At 55.1% G+C, this 2,208-nt stretch carries 2 protein-coding genes; both read left to right on the top strand.

Annotated elements, in window-relative coordinates:
• The first annotated feature begins 55 nt into the window (after positions 1 to 55).
• Positions 56 to 1,357, top strand: coding sequence for an ActS/PrrB/RegB family redox-sensitive histidine kinase (locus PMI41_RS17170; protein WP_008126955.1), 1,302 nt, complete (start codon positions 56 to 58; stop codon positions 1,355 to 1,357).
• A 159-nt stretch (positions 1,358 to 1,516) separates the two neighbouring features.
• The gene (locus PMI41_RS17165; protein WP_008126953.1) at positions 1,517 to 2,080 is read left to right on the top strand and encodes an ActR/PrrA/RegA family redox response regulator transcription factor; all 564 of its coding nucleotides are present in this window, start codon (positions 1,517 to 1,519) and stop codon (positions 2,078 to 2,080) included.
• Positions 2,081 to 2,208: the final 128 nt, after the last annotated feature.

The raw sequence follows: 2,208 nt of genomic DNA, 5'->3' as shown, positions 1-2,208 counted from the left end.
GCGTGTTCCAAACTCTGCAATTCCATTTCTGCCACATTTCATCTAAAGCAGCCTCATGGTTCAGGATTTCGGTATACGTTCATCATATCTGTCTCGCCGACTGCGGTTGACGACGCTCATTCGTCTGCGCTGGCTTGCAGTGGCAGGCCAAAGCATCGCGGTCCTGTTCGTCGCGCTTTACCTGAAATTTCCTTTCCCCGTCAGCGTGTGTTTTGCACTGATTGCCTGTTCGGCTTGGCTTAACCTGCTGATGTCATTCCGCTATCCGATCAACCACCGACTTCAACCGCGTGCGGCGATCACAGTCCTTGCCTTCGACATTTTGCAGGTGGCGGGCCTGCTCTATATGACCGGTGGCCTGCAGAATCCGTTTGCCGTTCTGATGATTGTTCCCGTCATCATTTCCGCAACCTCCCTGCCCTCGTGGTCAACTATTGTCCTCGGGTTGCTTGTCACCATATGTGCCACGGTTCTTGCCTACGTCTACCTGCCTTTGCCGTGGTATCCGGGCGAGAGCATGCACCTGCCCTTCGTGCTTATTGCCGGTGTCTGGTGTTCGGTGGTTTCCGCGCTCGCCTTCACGGCCGTCTATGCCTATCGCGTTGCGGAAGAAGCGCGCCTGCTCGCCGATGCTCTAACCGCGACCGAGCTTATTCTTCAACGTGAACAGCATTTATCGGCGCTGGATGGCCTGGCGGCGGCGGCGGCCCATGAGCTTGGCACGCCACTGGCTACCATTGCCCTTGTTGCCAAGGAGATGGAGCGCAGCCTGAAGAAGGACGATCGATTTGCTGATGACATTGAACTTCTACGCTCGCAGACCGAACGCTGCCGCGAAATTCTAAAGCGGCTGACCAGCCTCTCTTCAACCAGCGAAGAACACATGTCACGTCTGAAGATTTCCTCTCTGATTGAGGAGGTCATCGAACCGAACCGGAATTTCGGCATCGGCATCGAAGTCGTCAAGCTGCGCGGCGATGGTATAGAGCCATTCATCCGCCGCAACCCCGGCATTATTTACGGCCTTGGCAATCTGGTAGAAAATGCCGTCGATTTTGCCAAACAGACAATACAGGTCAGTTGGGGCTGGAATGACAAGACTGTTGAGATCATCGTCAGTGATGATGGTAAAGGTTTTGCGCCTGAAATTCTCGACCGGATTGGCGAGCCCTACACCACAGGCCGCGACCGCGAAGTGAATGAGCATGGCGGCGGCCTTGGCCTGGGCCTTTTCATCGCCAAGACGCTGCTTGAGCGTTCAGGAGCGACAATCACTTTCCGCAATCGAAACGATCCCGGCCAGGGTGCGGAGGTCGTCGTGATCTGGCCGCTGAGCGAACTGACGACTAGCGGATAGGTTTGGCGACCAGATATTTCTGGTCAGAACGCGGCGTATTTCTGAAGCCTGTTAAACAAATCTTGCTCTATAGAGGCAAAATTTGCTCTAGCCTTTGACTTTTTCTTCATTGCGAACCATTAACATCAATAACTATTACAAAATGAGCAGGAAACCCTGATGGACAATACGGATCAGGACGATATTGCCGCCATTGGCAACGATCCGACACTTCTTCTTGTTGATGATGACAAGCCCTTTTTGCAGCGTCTTGCACGCGCCATGGAAACACGCGGCTTTACCGTCACGATTGCCGATTCGGTCGAAGCAGGTCTCGCCAGTGTCAAAAGCCATGCACCTGCCTATGCGGTCGTGGACATGCGCCTTGGTGATGGCAATGGTCTCGACATTATCGAAGCCATTCGCGCCCGCCGCGAAGATACACGCACAGTGATACTGACCGGCTACGGCAATATCGCCACTGCGGTCAACGCGGTCAAGCTCGGTGCCATTGACTACCTCTCAAAACCTGCCGACGCAGATGAAGTCTTCGCCGCGCTGACACGCCGTTCCGGCGAAAAGGTTGCTCCACCGGAAAATCCGATGTCCGCCGACCGCGTGCGCTGGGAACATATCCAGCGCGTGTATGAAATGTGCGACCGCAATGTTTCCGAAACGGCCCGCCGGCTCAATATGCATCGGCGTACCCTCCAGCGCATTCTGGCTAAGCGCGCCCCGCGCTAGGCATTTGCTTGAGACGTTCTAGAACCTGACGCTGAGGTCGGCCTTGATGGTGTTGTCATGGTTCTGCGATGAGAACTGCCCGGTATAGCTGAGGCCGAGCGTGGCCGACTTGCTGATGCCGAGGTCAA

The organism is Phyllobacterium sp. YR531, assembly GCF_000282595.1.
Taxonomy (GTDB): Bacteria; Pseudomonadota; Alphaproteobacteria; order Rhizobiales; family Rhizobiaceae; genus Phyllobacterium.
This window is presented reverse-complemented; position numbering and strand designations above follow the sequence as displayed.